The organism is Duganella sp. GW821-FHT01E12 (genome assembly GCF_059422325.1).
In genome coordinates, this window is sequence record NZ_JBWKWR010000007.1 from 324066 (window position 1) to 340844 (window position 16779).

A 16779-nucleotide genomic window follows, 5' to 3' on the forward strand; every position below is an offset into this window, starting at 1 on the left:
ACGCTTTCCTATCATTGCTTATTTGTCACAAAGCAAGCTATGATTTACCACGGCACCCGTTGCAGCGACGGGTGCCATTGAGCCTTGGCGGCGCCGTTTTCCGGTCAGCCGCTTCCGAATATTCTTCGATCATACGGACCTTCGCATGAAGCACTTGAAATGCGCCGCCCTGGCGGCCGCCGTTCTGCTGGCACACAGCGCCTCCGCCCAAACCTGCGCCGTTTCCGGCCCTGGCATGAACTATCCCGTCACCCGCACGGTCGACCAGACCGACGACTATCACGGCGTCAAAGTGGCCGATCCGTACCGCTGGCTGGAAGACGCCAACAGCGACGAAACGCACGCCTGGGTCGAAGCCCAGAACAAGCTCACGCAAGGCTACCTGTCGCAGATCCCCGGCCGCGACGCCATCAAGAGCCGCCTGACCAAGCTGTGGAACTTCGAGCGTTTCAGCGTGCCGTTCAAGGAAGGCGGCCGCTATTTCTACAGCCGTAACGACGGCCTGCAGAATCAGTCGGTGCTGTACACGATGAAGACGCTGGCCGATGTGCCGCGCATGCTGCTCGACCCGAACTCGCTGGCCGCCGATGGCACCGTTGCACTGGCCGGCCTGGCGGTGAGTCCCAACGGCCGATACCTGGCCTACAGCACCGCCGCATCCGGCTCCGACTGGAACGAGATCAAGGTGCGCGATATCGACAGCGGCAAGGATATCGAAGACCGCATCCAGTGGGTCAAATTCTCCAACACCGCGTGGCTGCACGACGGCTCCGGCTTCTTCTACAGCCGCTACGACGAGCCGAAGGAAGCGACCAAGCTGGCCGACGTGAACTACTTCCAGAAGCTGTACTTCCACAAGATCGGCACGCCGCAAAGCGAGGACATGCTGGTCTACGACCGCCCGGACCACAAGGACTGGGGCTTCGGCGCCGAAGTCACCGAGGATGGCCGCTTCCTGATCATCTCCGCCTCGCAGGGCACGGAGAACAAGAACCGCGTCTACTACAAGGACTTGTCGCGCAAGGACGCCAAGGTGGTGCCGCTGCTGGAGGACTTCGACGCGGCGTATAACTTCATCGGCAACGACGGCCCGGTGTTCTGGTTCCGCACCGAGCGCAATGCACCGCGCGGCCGCATCGTCTCCATCGATACCCGCAAGCCGGGTGTGCTGAACTGGCGGCAGATCGTGCCCGAAAGCGCGAACACCATGGTGTCCGCGTCCATCGTTAACAACCAACTGCTGGTGGACTACCTGAGCGACGCCCACAGCCTGGTCAAGGTGTTCGACCTCAAAGGCAAGCCGCTGCACGACCTGGAGCTGCCCGGCCTCGGTTCGGCCGGCGGCTTCGGAGGCAAGCGCGGAGATACGGAGACCTTCTATTCGTACACCAGCTTCACCACGCCGACCACCATCTACCGCTACGACCTGAAAGCCAACAAGAGCAGCGTCTATCGCCAGGCCAAGGTGGACTTCGACCCCGCCGCGTTTGAGACGCGCCAGGAGTTCTTCACCAGCCGTGATGGCACCAAGGTGCCGATGTTCATCGTGTCGAAGAAAGGCTTGAAGCTCGATGGCAGCAATCCGACTTACCTGTACGGCTACGGCGGATTCAATATCTCGCTGACGCCGTCGTTCTCGGTCGCCAACCTGGCGTGGCTGGAAATGGGCGGCGTCTACGTGATGGCCAACCTGCGCGGCGGCGGCGAGTATGGCGAATCGTGGCACGCGGCGGGCACCAAGCTGCAAAAGCAGAACGTGTTCGACGACTTCATCGGCGCGGCCGAGTGGCTGATCGCGCACAAGGTCACGTCGCCGGCCAAGCTGTCCATCGGCGGCGGCAGCAACGGCGGTCTGCTGGTGGGCGCGGCGATGACGCAGCGTCCCGAATTGTTCGCGGCGGCGATTCCGCAGGTGGGCGTGCTCGATATGCTGCGCTTCCACAAATTCACCATCGGCTGGGCGTGGACCTCGGACTACGGTTCGTCCGACAACGCCGACGAGTTCAAGGCGCTGGTCAAGTATTCGCCGCTGCACAACCTGAAGAAGGGCACCTGCTACCCCGCGACCATGATCACCACCGCCGACCACGACGACCGAGTGGTGCCGGCGCACAGCTTCAAGTTCGCGGCGACCGCGCAGGCCGACCAGGCCGGTGGCGCGCCCATCCTGATCCGCATCGACAGCAAGGCGGGCCACGGCGCCGGCAAGCCGACCACCAAGCAGATCGAAGAGGTGGCGGATCGCTGGGGCTTTCTGAGCCGCGCGCTGAAGATGGACGGCGCAGTGGAGGCGGTCAAAGCGGCAGGCCAGCAGTGAGGGCCGCGCCAGCCGCCGGGCCACTGCTGTTCGTCCTCCTGATGTCGGGCGTGGCGCCGGGGCTGGCCACCGCAGCCGAAAGCACCGCCGCTGCATCGGCGCCAGCGGTGAAAAAAATCGCCGACGTCACGCGCGGCCTGCAATCGCAGCCGGGATTCATCGACGTCTGGCGTGACACGGGCAAGGGCAGGGTGCTGTTGTCCGTGTCGGTATTGGAGCAGCCCTTTCTGCTATTGAGTTCCTTGCCCTATGCACTGGGCTCGAACGACGTCGGCCTCGATCGCGGCCAGCCGGGCGAGATGCGCATGGTGCACTTTGAGAAGCACGGCGCGAAGCTGTTCCTGGTGCAGGAGAACACCAACTTCATCGCCGCCTCGGCGGACAAGGACGAACGCGCCGCAGTCGCCGAATCGTTCGCCAGCGGCGTGCTGTGGTCCGGCGATATCCTCGCCAGCGAAGGCGAGCGGCATCTGGTCGACTTCTCCACCTTCCTGCTGGCAGACCGCCACGGTATCGGCGCGCGGCTGGCCGCGGCCAAGCAGGGCGCGTATCAGGTCGACCCGGCGCGCAGCGCGGTGCTGGCCGAACAGGCCAAAGCCTTCCCCGACAACGTCGAACTGGAGTCGCTGCTGACCTTTGCCGGCCCCGGACAAGCCGACTACGTGCGCCAGGTCGCGGCGGATGCCGGCAGCCTGTCGCTGCGCCAGCGCATCAGCATGGTGCGGCTGCCCGCCGCCACGACCGCAAGCGGCTGGCAGCCGCGCAGCTACCATCCATATTCCGGCGGCTTCGACGCCAGCTACTACGACTTCGCCACACCGCTCGCCAGCAGCATCGATGTGCACTGGCAGGTTCGGCACCGGCTTGAGAAAACCGATCCGGCGGCGGCGGTGAGCACCGTCAAGAAGCCCATCGTCTACTACGTCGACCGCGGCGCGCCTGAGCCGGTGCGCTCGGCGCTGATCGCTGGCGCGTCGTGGTGGGCCAGCGCTTTCGAGAAGGCCGGCTTCAAGGACGCCTACCGCGTCGAGTTGCTGCCGGAAGGCGTGGACGCGATGGATATCCGCTACAACGTGATCCATTGGGTACACCGCGCCACGCGCGGCTGGTCCTACGGGAACGCGCTGGCCGATCCGCGCACCGGCGAAATCATCCGGGGCGCCGTCACACTGGGCTCGCAGCGCGTGCGGCAGGACATCCTGATCGCCGAAAGCCTGCTCGCCCCATATGGCAAGAACGCCCCGGCCGACAAGCAGAAACTGGCCGAGGCCATGGCGCTGGCGCGCCTGCGCCAACTGGCCGCGCACGAAGTCGGACACACGCTGGGCTTCGCCCACAACTTCGCCGCCAGCCGCATGGGCAATGGCTCGGTGATGGACTATCCGCATCCCATTCTCAAGCTGGACGCCAAGGGCGACGTCGATATCGCCGATGCCTACGGAGTCGGCGTGGGACCATGGGACGACTACATCGTCAAATACATCTACGGCGATTTCGGCAGCGGCGCGCAGGAGCAGGCGGCGCTGGCCAAGCTGCGCGCCGATGCACACGCTGCCGGCATGCTGTACTCCAGCGACCAGGACGACCGCGCGCCCGGCTCCAGCCATCCCGATGGACTGCTGTGGGATTTCGGCGCCGACTCGATCAAGACCTGGGACCAGCTGGGCGCCGTGCGCCGGCGCGCACTGCAAACCTTCTCGGTCGACGTGCTGCCCGACGCGCGCCAGCTCGGCGAGCTCGAAGCGCGGCTGGTGCCGGTCTACCTGCTGCAGCGCTATCAAGGCGAGGCGCTGGCCCGCCTGATCGGCGGCGGCGATTTCGACTACGCCAGCAGCGGCGACGTCAAAGCGGGTATCGCCAAGGCAGGTATCAAGGCCGTCGACGCATCGACGCAGCGCCAAGCCCTGAGCCGCCTGGCGGACAGCCTGCGCGCCGAATACCTGGCGCTGCCGGCCAATGTACTGGACGTTCTGACCCCGCCGTCCATGGGGCATGAACGCAGCCGCGAATACTTCGCCACCCGTATGGATAGCGTGTTCGACGCCTTCTCGATCGCCGAGGCGGGCGCCGCGCAGACCGCAGGCTTCCTGCTCGATCCGGCGCGCATCAACCGTGTCGCCTGGCAGCACGCGCGCGACGCGCAGCAGCCGGGCGTGCAGGAGGTGCTATCGCTGCTGCTGCAGAAAACCTGGAAGCGCGAGCCGGTTCCGGCTTCGGTGGCTGGCGGCGAGGCGGTGCAGCTGGCGGCCAACTGGGTGGTGGTCGATGCCACGTTGAACCTGCTCGACGGCGGCAAGCTGCATCCGCAAGTCGATGCGGAGGTGCGCCAATCCGCCCGCGAACTGGCGCAATGGCTGCAGAAGAATCCGGGCAAGGGCGTCATCGCCGACAGCCGCAAGCAAGCCGCCGCGCTGATTTCCGCCTATCTGGCCGATCCGCGCAGCGTCAAACTGCGTGCGATGCCGGTTATCCCGCCGGGCGCCCCGATCTGAGCCCTAATCCCGTGCGCACCAAAATGACGCCTTATTTCGGTGCGCACGGCCTTGGTGCAGATTCATGCACAAAATAAAAACATCATAAAATCAACCACTTAAAATTTGCACCAAATTGGAACGAAAATTGCTTTTATCAGTGCTCGTTGTCAATTTTTGCATTATTTTGGGGAGAGATTTTGATGGATGGATACAAAGACGGCGCCAATGCATTGTTCATATTGCTTGGCGCCATCATGATTTTGGCCATGCATGCCGGCTTCGCGTTTCTGGAGCTGGGTACGGTGCGCAAGAAAAACCAGGTCAACGCGCTGGTCAAGATCCTGATGGATTTCGCGGTATCGACGATCGCCTACTTTTTCGTCGGTTACAGCATCGCCTATGGCGTCAATTTCTTTTCCTCGGCCGAGGTGCTGGCCGCCAAGAACGGCTATGAGCTGGTCAAATTCTTCTTCCTGCTGACGTTTGCCGCCGCCATCCCGGCGATCATCTCGGGCGGCATCGCCGAGCGCGCGCGCTTCCATCCGCAGCTGATCGCCACCGCGCTGCTGGTCGGTTTTGTCTATCCCTTCTTCGAGGGGATCGTCTGGAACCACCGCTTCGGCGTGCAGGAGTGGCTGGCGTCCGCCTTCGGCGCCGAGTTCCACGACTTCGCCGGCTCGGTGGTGGTGCACGCGGTCGGCGGCTGGATCGCCTTGCCGGCGGTGCTGCTGCTGGGCGCGCGCCGTGGACGCTACATGAAGAACGGCGCCATCGCCGCCCATCCGCCATCGTCGATACCCTTCCTGGCGCTGGGCGCGTGGATATTGACGGTGGGTTGGTTCGGCTTCAACGTCATGAGCGCGCAGGCGCTGGACAAGATGAACGGCCTGGTGGCGGTGAACTCGTTGATGGCGATGGTCGGCGGCACGCTGGTCGCGCTGCTGATGGGGAAGAACGATCCCGGCTTCGCCTACAACGGCCCTTTGGCCGGCCTGGTGGCGGTGTGCGCCGGCTCGGACCTGATGCACCCGCTGGGCGCACTGGCCACCGGCGCGATCGCGGGCGCGGTGTTTGTATGGATGTTTACGCTGGCGCAGAACAAATGGAAGATCGACGACGTGCTGGGCGTGTGGCCGCTGCATGGACTGTGCGGCGCCTGGGGCGGCGTCGCGGCGGGCATCTTCGGCCAGAAGGCGCTGGGCGGCATCGGCGGCGTATCGTTCGCCGCGCAGCTGGGCGGCACCGTGCTGGGCGTGGCGATCGCGCTGGTGGGCGGCTTCGCCATCTACGGCGTGTTGAAAGCCACGCTGGGCCTGCGCCTGGACCCCGAGGACGAATTCCAGGGCGCCGACCTCGCTATCCACCGCATCAGCTCCACGCCGGAGCGTGAGTCGAACTGGTAGGTCAGGGGACTTGGCTTACCGTCCCGCGCCGCAGCACATAGTCGCCGGCGGATGGCGCGGTGAAGTACAGCGTCCCGGCGTCCTGCTTCACTTCGTATTGTACCGGCGCGCTTCCGGCCTGGGCGACGGTCCAGATGCCGGCGCTCAGGTCCGTGACCAGCACCTGCACCGGCAGGCTGGACGCCGTCAGGGTGAAGGTGGCGGAGTCGGTGAGTTCCTTGCTGTCCTTGGAGAACAGCACCGCCCGGTCTTGAATCTGTACGCCGGATAGCTTGTCGGACGCGATCGAGGTCGTTGCCAACGGTTCGGGGCCATTGGCGGCGTCCATCACCTGCATGACGTTGAGGAAGGTATCTGTGGCGGCCTTGGTGGCCGGCGATATTTCTACGCGCCATGTCCCCGCTTCTTCCGTGTTTTTGGCGGAGCCGGCGACTATCGGATAGTTGACGCCTTGGACCAGGTACTCTTTGCCGGGCCCGCCCACTGCGGTAATGAGGGCGTTGGCTCCGGCTGGCAGCAGCGTGCGGTTGACGAGTTTTCCGTTGTAGCCAAGCGTCGCATCGACGCGCTTGATCGTCACGGTGTCGCCGCTGATCTCCGGCTGCGATTGACTGTGCAGCAGCCACGTCTTGGTAAAGCTGTCGTTGTTCGACGTGATTTTGTCGAACACAATCAGGGCGGCGGGGTGGGCCGGATCTTTCAGTTTCGGGTTCAGGTTCAGGAAGACGAAAGAGCGCTTAACTTCGCTCACCTTGGTCGAGTAGGCGTTGGTCAGGTCGCCCTTCAGATAGCTGAATTCTGGCGTGAGCGGGTCGGGTCCCGCATCGTGTTTCAATACGCCTGCCACGACGGAACTGTCCTTGACGGGATAGTCCAGCATGACGTCGGGCGGTGAAATGCCCAGCAGGTCGGCTTGCGAGAACGACTCCGGTCGGTTTGCTGGATTGACCCAGCGCTGTCCGCCGTCATTGGCCGAATTCTGGAAGGTTTCGGCCGGATCGAAAATCAACAGGCTGTTGTGCGCAATCGTCCGCTTGTGATAATTCATGTCGTGGCGACCGCCGTAGCCCTGCGCGCAGCTAGCCGGTGCCGGCGGACAGGTTTCCAGCAACCCTTCGTAAATTCCGGACGCCGTGGCGAGCCCTCCCTTGTAGTAGATCTGGAATTGTCCGGCGTCGAGGTGCTGATGATTCCGGTACTGGACGCTGCCAATCTTCATGCTGGCGACCACCACGCCCGATCCTATCGCCACACCGTCAGTCCAGCCGGTGCGCGCCACCATCATGCCGTACGGCTCGGGAAAATACTTCGTCAAAGGCAGCGCCTGGAATCCTTGCTCGGCGAGCTGTGTATCGCGGAACAGCACATGCCAGATGTCGTCCAGCGCGGCGGAGCTGACGCTGATTTGTTCCGCCCCTTTTTGTTCCAACATCATCTCGTGCTTGAGGACGGGATCGCTGTAATAGCTGGACGCCAGCAGGTACGGCATCGGCTCCGACCAATACAGGCCGTACGGCATGTATTGCGACTGGTAGACATCGCCATCCCGCAGGAATTGTCCATCCGGCCTGCGCATGTAGATCCAGTGATAGGGCGTAAATTGCTGCGCCGTGTCGAAGATATGATCGCTGCCCATGCGGCGGAAGATCCAGGACGCGAACATGTCGCCGATATAGCGCACAGGCCCGTACGACACGCCCTGATGGTGGGCCTGCGCCGGGTAGGCGTAATCGCGCGGCACAATGTAGTCGGCAAAGAAGCGGCCGGCCACCAGGCGATAAATCGCCGGTGCTTCGTCGTAGTAGGCGATGGCGGCGGCCAGCTGGTCACGCATCAGCAGCGTTTCGCTGCCATGGCCGGTGACCGAGCCTTCCTTAGTTGGCGGGAAGCCGATTTCCATGTCGGTGGCGATAGCGACAGTTTGCGTGATGAAGAAATTGCGCTGATCGGCGCTGAGCTGCGGGTAGCACCAGTCGTAGACGAGGGCGGCGGTCAGGATGGCGTCGCCGCGCTGCCGGCCTGTTTCGGTTGCGCCGAACTGCACGGAAGCGAGGTATTCGTTCATCATCGCCACAGCCTCGGCGCCGCGGGCCGGATCGCCGAGAAGTGAATACAGGGCCTTCGCTCGAATCGACGCAAGCAGCCCCTTGTCATAGTTGGAGTCTCCGGCCTTGGCGGGCGGCGCCAATCTGCCTGAACTGGTGGATGCGGCAGCGGTCTCGAGGCGCAGTTTTATTTTCTGCAGTTCCGGAGATGCGAATTGATTGCGAATCTGGGCGAGATCGGATTCCCTGGCAAACAGGCGCGGGTGGCCGGCTGTTGGCGTGACCGGCGGCGCGGCAGGGTTGACGCCGAATTCTGTGGGCGTAAACGCCGGCAAGGCCGTGACGATGATGCGGTCCACGCCAAAATTTTGCTTTCCGGGCGTGAGCTTGATGGTCTGCTTGCCCTGCGCCAGAGGGCGGGATATCGCGTACCATTGCCAGTCGTTTGAGTTGGCAGGCATGTACAGCAGGGAGTTGGTAGTCGGTGTACTCAGGCGTACAGCATTGGAATTCCCGTCTTTGGACAACACCCGTATCCAGATTTTGTACGTGCCTGGATAGGGAATGTCCACGTCGTACGATAGTTCGAGCTGTCCTTGCGCGGCAACCATGTATTTGCCACCGGACGCGGCCACGCCGTTAGTCAGCACCCACGATGCGTTCGCCGGGCTGGCTTCCGCCTCGATCATTGTGTCGATGGGACTGGCCGCGAGGACGGGGGCGCTGGCAAGCGCCAAGCCGATGTTGAGCAACGCGCGGGAGAAACGAAGAGAAGGCATGGGACTGGCTCCTTGCAATATTTATTTATTAATAATTGCAAGGATAGTAACACCAATCATGCCCACAGTGGAGCCAGGATGGCTAGCGGTGTATGACCACCAGCAGCGCCTTCGCCTCGGTCTTGCCGACGTTGCGGATGATGTGCTGCTGGTCCCCCGGGTAGCGCGCCGTGCCGCCCAGTTTCACCTTCTTCTTGTCCGCCCCCACTTCCACCTCCACTGAGCCGTGCAACAGTGTCAGGTGCTCCTGCGCGCCCGGATCATGCCCTTGCGAAGCCAGTTCGCCACCCGGCGCCAGCGTCAGTTCATACCATTCATATTTGCTGGCCAGTTCCAGCGGACCCAGGATGCGCAGCACATAGCCGGCGTGATGTCCCGGCAGGGTGGGGATCTCATGAGCCTCGATCACGCGAACCGTTTCCGTCTCCCGCTCGGCCGTCGCCAGCAGTTCGCCGATCTGCACGCCGAGCGCATTGGCCAGCCGCCAGGTGATGGCGATGGTCGGATTCGCCTTCTCACGCTCGATCTGGGACAGCATCGACTTGGAGACGCCGGCGATGCGGGACAGATCTTCCAGGGTCAGGCCACGGGCCAGGCGCAGCCGCTGCAGGGCGACGCCGACTTCTGGAGGTGCATTGGTCGAAACGGGTGTTTTCATTGTTTTATTCGGCAGATGGGCTAAATTTCAAGTGAATCACTGCGCGCGCACGGCTTGCGCTGTTCACTGGTGTTCTGTAATATTCGATATATTGAATTTGAGTTTGATATAACGGATTTCTCATAACGTAGTGAAATCGTACCACAGACAGGAACCATCATGACCACTCCAGCAAAAAGCACCTTCTTCAGCGGCCTGCAGCAAAACCTCGACCAGTTGCGCGAGCAGGGCCTCTACAAGCCAGAACGCGTACTGGCCTCGCGCCAGGGCGCGGAAGTGATGAGCGAAGACGGTCGAATGCTGATCAATATGTGCGCCAACAACTACCTGGGCCTGTCCGGCCAGGAGTGGGTGGCGCAGGCGTCCATCGCGGCGACCGAAAAATATGGTTATGGACTGTCCTCGGTACGCTTCATCTGCGGCACGCAGACGGTGCACAAGCAGCTGGAGCAGGCGATCTCCAAGTTCCTCGGCACCGAGGACACCATCCTGTACGCGGCCGCCTTCGACGCCAACGGCGGCGTGTTCGAGCCGCTGTTCGACGAAAACGACGCCATCATCTCGGACGCGCTGAACCACGCCTCCATCATCGACGGCATCCGCCTGTGCAAGGCCGCGCGCTTCCGCTACGCCCACAACGACATGGCCGACCTGGAAACGCAGCTGCTGGCCGCAGCCGGCAAGCGCCACAAGGTCATCGTCACCGACGGCGTGTTCTCGATGGACGGCACCATCGCCCAGCTGGACAAGATCTGCGACCTGGCCGACAAATACGGCGCGCTGGTGATGATCGACGAATGCCACGCCTCCGGCTTCATGGGCGCGACCGGCCGCGGCACGCACGAGCACCACAACGTCATGGGCCGCATCGACATCATCACCGGCACCCTGGGCAAGGCCCTGGGCGGCGCGATGGGCGGCTTCACCTCGGCGCGCAAGGAAGTGATCGACATGCTGCGCCAGAAATCGCGTCCCTACCTGTTCTCGAACACGCTGGCGCCTTCGATCGCCGGCGCGTCGCTGGCCGTGCTGCAAAAGCTGTCGGAATCGACCGAGCTGCGCGACCGCCTGCACGAAAACACCGCCTTCTTCCGCAAGGAGATCGAGCGTATCGGCTTCACCATCAAGCCGGGTACGCACCCTGTAGTTCCTGTCATGTTGTTCGACGCGCCCGTCGCGCAGAAATTCGCGGCACGAATGTATGAGCTGGGCGTTTTGCTCAGCGGCTTCTTCTACCCCGTGGTCCCGATGGGCCAGGCGCGCGTGCGTGTCCAACTGTCCGCGGCCCACAGCCGCGAACAGCTGGAAACCGTGCTCAAAGCATTCGAACAGGCAGGCCGTGAACTTGGCCTGCTGAAGAACTAAACATGAAAATCGTCAGGAACAATAATATGAACACCCAAGAACGCATCCTCGTCATCGGCGCCAACGGCCAGATCGGCAGTGAACTGGTGGAGGCGCTGGCCGCCCAGCATGGCGCGCAAAACGTCATCGCCGCCGACATCAGCCCGACCAATTTATACAGCGCGGCGCGCTACACCACGCTCAACGTGCTCGATAAGGTCGCGCTGTCGGCGCTGGTCACCGACGAGGGCATCACCCAGGTCTACCAGCTGGCGGCGATGCTGTCGGCCACCGGCGAAGCGGCGCCGCTGAAGGCCTGGACACTGAACATGGACGGCCTGCTCAACATCCTGGAAGTGGCGCGCGAACGCGGCGCCATCGGCAAGCCGCTGCGCATCTTCTGGCCTTCGTCGATCGCCGCCTTCGGCCCGAACACGCCGGCCGTCAACACGCCGCAGACCACGGTGATGGACCCGACCACGATTTACGGCATCAGCAAGCTGGCCGGCGAGCGTCTGTGCGAGTACTACTTCATCAAGTACGGCGTCGACGTGCGTTCGATCCGCTACCCTGGCATCATCAGCTTCAAGTCGCCACCTGGCGGCGGCACCACCGATTACGCCATCGCCATCTTCCACTCGGCGCTGCGCGGCGAGCGCTATGAATGCTTCCTGGGCCCGCAGACCACGCTGCCGATGATCTACATGCCCGATGCGATCCGCGCCACCATCGAACTGATGGACGCGCCGGCGGAACAGGTGAAGGTGCGCTCGGCCTACAACGTGGCCGGCGTGTCGTTCAACCCGGAGCAGCTGGCCGCCGCCATCACGCGCGCGCTGCCGGACTTCAAGATCGGATACAAGCCTGACAGCCGCCAGGCCATCGCCGACACCTGGCCGCAAAGCCTGGACGACGCCACCGCGACCGCCGACTGGGGCTGGAAAGCCCGCATCGGCGTCGACGAGATGGTCGCCGACATGCTGGCCAACGTCGACGTCCACCTGGGCAAAGCGGCGTAATTCAAAACACATAAAAAAGAGAGAGACAACTGATGGACATGAGCGTATTCGACCTGTTTAAAATCGGCATAGGGCCGTCGAGTTCCCACACCGTGGGACCGATGGTGGCGGCCCGCCGTTTTCTGCTCGATAGCGCTCCGCTGGACGATGTCACCGGCGTCACCGCCGAGCTGTATGGCTCGCTGGCGCTGACCGGCGTCGGCCACGCCACCGATAAGGCGGTGATCCTCGGTCTGATGGGCGAAACGCCGCAGGACGTGGTGCCCACCAGCGTCGACTCTCAACTGGCGAGAGCCGAAGAATTGGGCGAGCTTTTGTTGTTGGGCTCCCACAAGGTGCCGTTCAAGCGCGGCACGAACTTGATCTTCCACATGGCCGAATCGCTGGCCGAGCACCCGAACGGCATGCGCTTCACGCTGACGCGCGCCGACGGCAGCACCTTCAGCAAGGTGTACTACTCGGTGGGCGGTGGCTTCATCAAGGAGGCGGGCGAGGCACATCAGGCAGCGCCTATGGTGGGCAGCACGCCCGCCGCCGCGATTCCGTTCGCCTTCGACACCATGGACCAGCTGCTGGCCCACGGCGAACGCACCGGCCTGACCATCCCGCAGATGCTGCGCACGAACGAAAACGTCAAGCGCAGCGACGAGGAGCTGAACGCCGGCATCGATAAGATCTGGAACGTGATGCGCGACTGCATCGCGCACGGCCTGGAGACGGGCGGCCAGCTGCCGGGCGGCCTGCACGTCAAGCGCCGCGCCGCCAACCTGTGGAAGCAGGCCAGCGACGCCAAGGCTTCCGACAACCGCTCCAACGACCTGCCGCACGACGCGCTGCATCAGGTCAGCCTGTATGCGATGGCGGTCAACGAGGAAAACGCCGCCGGCGGCCGTGTGGTCACGGCGCCGACCAACGGCGCGGCCGGCATCATCCCGGCGGTGCTGCGCTACTACGCGGAAGACTGCAAGCCGAGCGACCCGGTCACCGGCGTGCGCAACTTCATGCTGACTGCTGCCGCCATCGGCATGCTGTGCAAGCGGAACGCCTCGATCTCGGGCGCGGAAATCGGCTGTCAGGGCGAGGTGGGCGTGGCCTGCGCGATGGCGGCGGCGGGCCTGGTGGCGGCCTTGGGCGGCTCCAACAACCAGATCGAAAACGCGGCGGAAATCGGCATCGAGCACCATCTCGGCATGACCTGCGACCCGATCGGCGGCCTGGTGCAGATTCCCTGCATCGAGCGTAACGGCATGGGCGCGGTCAAGGCGATCACCGCCGCCTCGCTGGCGTTGAAGGGCGACGGCACCCACTTCGTCAGCCTCGACGAAGTCATCGAAACCATGCGCCAGACCGGCGCCGACATGCAAGCCAAGTACAAGGAAACCTCACTGGGCGGCTTGGCGATCCACGTCATTACCGTCAACCACGCGGCCTGCTGACGTCTGGGCCGTCTCCAGCACCAGCTGCTGGAACGCCGCCGGCGCCACGGGCTTGCTGAAGTAGTAGCCCTGGACCTCGTCGCACCGCTGTTCGTACAGGAAGGCCAGCTGGTCTTGCGTCTCCACGCCCTCGGCGATGGTCTTCAAACCGAGGCTGCGCGCCATGTTGATGATGGCGCTGACGATGGCCTTGTCCTCGGCGTCGGTGCTGATGTCGCGCACGAAGGACTGGTCGATCTTCAGCTTGTAGACTTTGAACTTCTTCAAATGGCTGAGCGACGAGAAGCCGGTGCCGAAATCGTCGATCGACATCCGCACGCCGCGCTCGTGCAGCTCGTTCATGATTGCGATCGCGCCCTGCGGGTCGTACGCCGCCACGGCTTCCGTCAATTCCACCTCCAGGTATTCCGGCGGCAGGCCTTCTTCGTCCAGTATCCGTGTGATGAGCTTCGGCAGTGCGCTGTCGCGGAACTGGATGGCCGACAGGTTGACCGCCATGACGATGGGCGGCAAGCCCTGGTCCAGCCAGGCCCGCGCCTGGCGCACGGCCTGGCGCAGCACCCAGGTGCCGATGGACTGTATCAAACCGCTTTCCTCCGCGGCCGGAATGAATTCGGCCGGCGACACCGTTCCAAGTTCCGGTGTGCTCCAGCGCAGCAGCGCCTCCGCGCCTACGATGCGCCGTTCGTTCAGTGACATCTGCGGCTGGTAGACCACGTGCATTTGCTCGCGCTCCAGCGCGTAGCGCAGCGCGTTGACCAGTTGCAGATGGCGCGCAGCCCGCTGCTGCATGGCGGCGGTGAAGAAGCGCAGTCCGTGGCGGCCGCTGTTCTTGACCTGGTACATGGCGGCGTCGGCCCGCTGCAGCAGGGTTTCCAGGTCGGCGCCGTCGGCCGGGTACATCGCCACGCCTATCGATCCGCTCACTTTGAGGTCGTGGGCGCCGACGCGCAGCGGCTGGTCGATCAGGTCCAGCAGCTTGCTGGCCACATCGGCCGCTTCATCGGCTTCCACCCGCTGGAGTATGAAAATGAATTCGTCGCCGCCCAGCCGCGCCAGGACGTCCTCCGCGCGCAGGCCGCCCCGCAGGCGCTTGGCCAGTTCGCGCAGCAGGTCGTCGCCTATGCTGTGGCCCAGCGAGTCGTTGATGTCCTTGAAGTGGTCCAGGTCCAGCATCAGCAACGCCATCGGCTCGCGGTTGCGTTCCGCCATGGCCAGCGCCAGACGCGCATGTTCCTGCAACTGGGCGCGGTTCGGCAGTCCGGTCAGGGAATCGTAGTGGGCCAGATACTGTATGCGTTCGTCGGCCAGCTTGCGGTCGGTGACGTCGCGGGTAATCCCCAGCAGCAGATGCTGGCCGCCGGCGCCATCCATCGGCGCGGCGTGCATTTCCAGCCAGCGCGTGCCGCCGTTCAGGCCTTGTATCTTGAACTCCAGCCGCCCGGGTTCGCCGCCGGTCACGCGCTGGTGCAGCGCCAGGAAGGCTTCCCGGTATTCCGTGACGACCAGGTCGGCCACGCCGTGCTGCTGCAATTGCTCCAGCGAGTCCGCGCCCATGATCGCCAGCCCGGCGCCGTTGATCTCCACCAGCTGGCCTTGGGCGTCGATCAGCATAATGCATTCGGGATCGGTCTCGATGATGGTGCGCAGGTGCTGTTCGCTGGTGCGCAGCGCTTCCTCGGCCTGCTTGCGGGCGGCCCGCTGGTCGAAGTTCTTCAGCGCGAACTCCACGTCGAGCTGCATCTCCAGCAGCAGTGCGCGCACTTCGTCGTCGAAGGCGTTGACGGTGTCGGCGTAGGGCGAGAACAGGGCAACCACCTGGCCTTTGCGCCGCAGCGGGATCGATGCCGATGCCCGCCAGCCGTAGCGCGCGCCTATCTCGTGCCAGCTTGCCGTCTCAGGGGCGTTGACGAAGTCCTGGCACCAATGCGGTTCTCCGCTGCGGAAGGCCAGGCCTATCGGGCCGCGTCCCTGCGGCACGTCGGCGCTCAGCGACAGCTGCAGGTTCGCCATGTATTCGGTGCCGCTGCCCGCCGACGCCACCGGCACTACGGTTCCGGACGGATGGTCCACCATGCCTATCCACGCCATCGTCATGCCGCCGTGGGTGACGACCGCCTGGCAAATCTGTTCGAACAGTTCGGCCTCGCTGCGGCAGCGTACGATGGCCTGGTTGCACAGGCTGAGCGCCGAATACAGGCGGCTGACCCGCCGCATGTGTTCCAGCGCGCCGGCGCGTTCGGCGTCCAGCCGCGCCAGGCTTTGCTGCGTTTGCGCCAGCCATCCCCAGACGCTGTTGCGCGCGTCGGGCGCGACCGCCAATGGTTCGGCAAAGTCGCCCCGACCCAGTCGTTCGATGCCGGCGCGTAGGCGGTCCACGCTGCAGCCCAGCGCCGCATCCAGGCCACGCTTGGCGCGCCACAGTAGCACCATCAGCAGCAGCGCGATCAGCGTGAACGCGGCGCGGGCGATGTTGGCGTCGAAGGTCGCATCGTCGACCGCCTCGCGGGTACGCAGGTCCACGCTGGCGTTGACTTGCGCGATCGGCCGCATGATGTCCGCCTTGGCGCGATGGTAGGCCGCGTCGTGCAGCATGGCCACGGCGCCGGGCAAAGCTAGAGGATCGTCGCCGGCCCGGATGGCGATGGCCGCGTGTTCGATCCCGGTGAGGCGATCCGAATTCTGTTTGGCCTCGGAGAGCAGCGCCAATTCCGCCGTGCTGAAGCCCGCTGCACGCATCATCTCCAGCAGCGGGATGGCAGTGCCGGCGGCGCGTGGACGGTGTGCCTGATCCAGCACGAGGTCCCAATAGACGTTGTCGTAACCCTGAGGGCGTGGGACGCGGCCTTCGCGGATTTCGATGATTTCCTGATAATGCTGGCGATAACGCTCGTCGCCGGTGACCACATAGCTGCGCGCCATGCGGGTCAGGTCGTCCGATGACTGGCGCAGCTCATCGACGATGTTATGGGACTGGTAGCGCAGCGTGTTGGCGTGGTCGATGCGTTTTTCGGTCCACACGTAGACCGAAAAGGCCAGGGCGGCGACGATCAGGAAACCCAGACAAAGCCACAAATAATTTGCGAAACGGTGCGGCTGGCGGCTGTCTGGCTGGGTCATTTCGAGGATTTTCCTAATGTGTGCCTCATAGTATAGGGTGTCGGACAAGCGCAAGGCCAGCACCGATCTCTGTGCCGATAACCATAAAACAACGCGAATTTCACGGGAAGCGGCGCGGCGCACTATAATATCCGCTCGCTTTGTACCGTTCTGCCTTTTATCCGTCAGCTCAACCGGACTTTCT

Annotated in this window: 9 protein-coding genes; 6 read left to right on the forward strand and 3 right to left on the reverse strand. The window is 63.8% G+C overall.

Annotated elements, in window-relative coordinates:
* The first annotated feature begins 145 nt into the window (after window positions 1-145).
* The 3 genes from AC07WS_RS20835 (at window position 146) to AC07WS_RS20845 (ending at window position 6194) form a co-directional block, all read left to right on the forward strand.
* A complete protein-coding gene (locus AC07WS_RS20835) occupies window positions 146-2317 on the forward strand; it encodes a prolyl oligopeptidase family serine peptidase (RefSeq protein ID WP_494730929.1) in 2172 nt (723 codons plus the stop codon).
* On the forward strand, window positions 2314-4809 hold the full coding sequence (locus AC07WS_RS20840; protein ID WP_494730930.1) for a zinc-dependent metalloprotease: 2496 nt from the start codon (window positions 2314-2316) through the stop codon (window positions 4807-4809). The genes AC07WS_RS20835 and AC07WS_RS20840 overlap by 4 nt, the downstream gene beginning before the upstream one ends.
* A gap of 182 nt (window positions 4810-4991) precedes the next feature.
* Window positions 4992-6194: an ammonium transporter gene (locus tag AC07WS_RS20845; protein WP_494730931.1), complete on the forward strand. Its 1203-nt coding sequence runs from the start codon at window positions 4992-4994 to the stop codon at window positions 6192-6194.
* 1 nt (window position 6195) lies between these two features.
* Here AC07WS_RS20845 and hepB read toward each other — a convergent pair whose 3' ends face one another.
* Both hepB and AC07WS_RS20855 read right to left on the reverse strand, forming a co-directional pair.
* A complete protein-coding gene (hepB, locus tag AC07WS_RS20850) occupies window positions 6196-9018 on the reverse strand; it encodes a heparin/heparin-sulfate lyase HepB (RefSeq protein WP_494730932.1) in 2823 nt (940 codons plus the stop codon).
* Window positions 9019-9100: 82 nt separating this feature from the next.
* Window positions 9101-9676 (reverse strand): helix-turn-helix domain-containing protein, encoded by a 576-nt coding sequence (locus AC07WS_RS20855; protein WP_494730933.1) that lies wholly within the window; start codon window positions 9674-9676, stop codon window positions 9101-9103.
* 159 nt (window positions 9677-9835) lie between these two features.
* On the opposite strand from AC07WS_RS20855, the gene kbl reads away from it, so the two are divergent.
* The 3 genes from kbl to AC07WS_RS20870 are packed head-to-tail and all read left to right on the forward strand — an operon-like array spanning window position 9836 to window position 13475.
* Window positions 9836-11041 (forward strand): glycine C-acetyltransferase, encoded by a 1206-nt coding sequence (gene kbl / locus AC07WS_RS20860; RefSeq protein WP_161095351.1) that lies wholly within the window; start codon window positions 9836-9838, stop codon window positions 11039-11041.
* A 26-nt stretch (window positions 11042-11067) separates the two neighbouring features.
* Complete coding sequence (locus tag AC07WS_RS20865) at window positions 11068-12039, forward strand: NAD-dependent epimerase/dehydratase family protein (protein WP_494730934.1); 972 nt, start codon at window positions 11068-11070, stop codon at window positions 12037-12039.
* A gap of 32 nt (window positions 12040-12071) precedes the next feature.
* A complete protein-coding gene (locus AC07WS_RS20870; protein ID WP_494730935.1) occupies window positions 12072-13475 on the forward strand; it encodes an L-serine ammonia-lyase in 1404 nt (467 codons plus the stop codon).
* Here the strand turns inward: AC07WS_RS20870 and AC07WS_RS20875 are convergent.
* On the reverse strand, window positions 13422-16595 hold the full coding sequence (locus AC07WS_RS20875; protein ID WP_494730936.1) for a bifunctional diguanylate cyclase/phosphodiesterase: 3174 nt from the start codon (window positions 16593-16595) through the stop codon (window positions 13422-13424). The two genes, AC07WS_RS20870 and AC07WS_RS20875, sit on opposite strands and share 54 nt — an antisense overlap.
* Window positions 16596-16779: the final 184 nt, after the last annotated feature.